This is a genomic window from Actinomyces sp. HMSC065F12 (genome assembly GCF_001814535.1).
Classification (GTDB): Bacteria; Actinomycetota; Actinomycetes; order Actinomycetales; family Actinomycetaceae; genus Pauljensenia; species Pauljensenia radingae_A.
The window spans coordinates 1-564 of sequence record NZ_KV817009.1; the positions used below are offsets into that span (position 1 = coordinate 1).

A 564-nucleotide genomic window follows, 5' to 3' on the forward strand; every position below is an offset into this window, starting at 1 on the left:
ATGACCTGGTCTTCAGCGCTGATACCCGGTGAAGCAGGGTCAAGATCGATCTCGAGCATCTGCTCATACGAAAACGGCTTGTTATTCGGGACGCGGCATCCACGTCGAGGACCGCACCCAGCCCCACACGTACATTTCTTCTTACCCTTGCCGCGATCGGCGCGAACCGCCTGATGCGTGGCCGCTTCTTCTGCGTTCCACAACTCGTCCAGAATCTTCTGCGGTGTGCAGGGCTTAACCTGGTCGAGCGGAACACCAGTAGCGGCGGCGCGTTGCTGCCGGTGGGTTGCGATCATGAGAGCGAACTCGCCAGGGTCAATGTCGAAAGTGTCAGTGATGGACTGATTCTTGTTGTTATCTGCTTCGTGCTTGAAGGTGACCTTCATCGAAGGATCTCCATTTCTCCGGGAATCCCGGTGATTTGGAGACCTGATCTGTTTGGCTCAGATCACTGGTGAGAACTACTTGGAAGACGACAAAGGCGAGCCACCCCACATACCCCTCAGTGAAGAAGGGTTGGGTGAGGTGGCCCGCCGAGCGCTCCCAGAGCAGGTCTCACTAGTG

Annotated in this window: 1 pseudogene; it reads right to left on the reverse strand. The window is 56.7% G+C overall.

From position 1 onward, the window contains the following. Positions 1-386, reverse strand: a pseudogene (locus HMPREF2975_RS08165) (sigma-70 family RNA polymerase sigma factor); the annotation flags it as partial. Between the last annotated feature and the right edge of the window lie 178 nt (positions 387-564).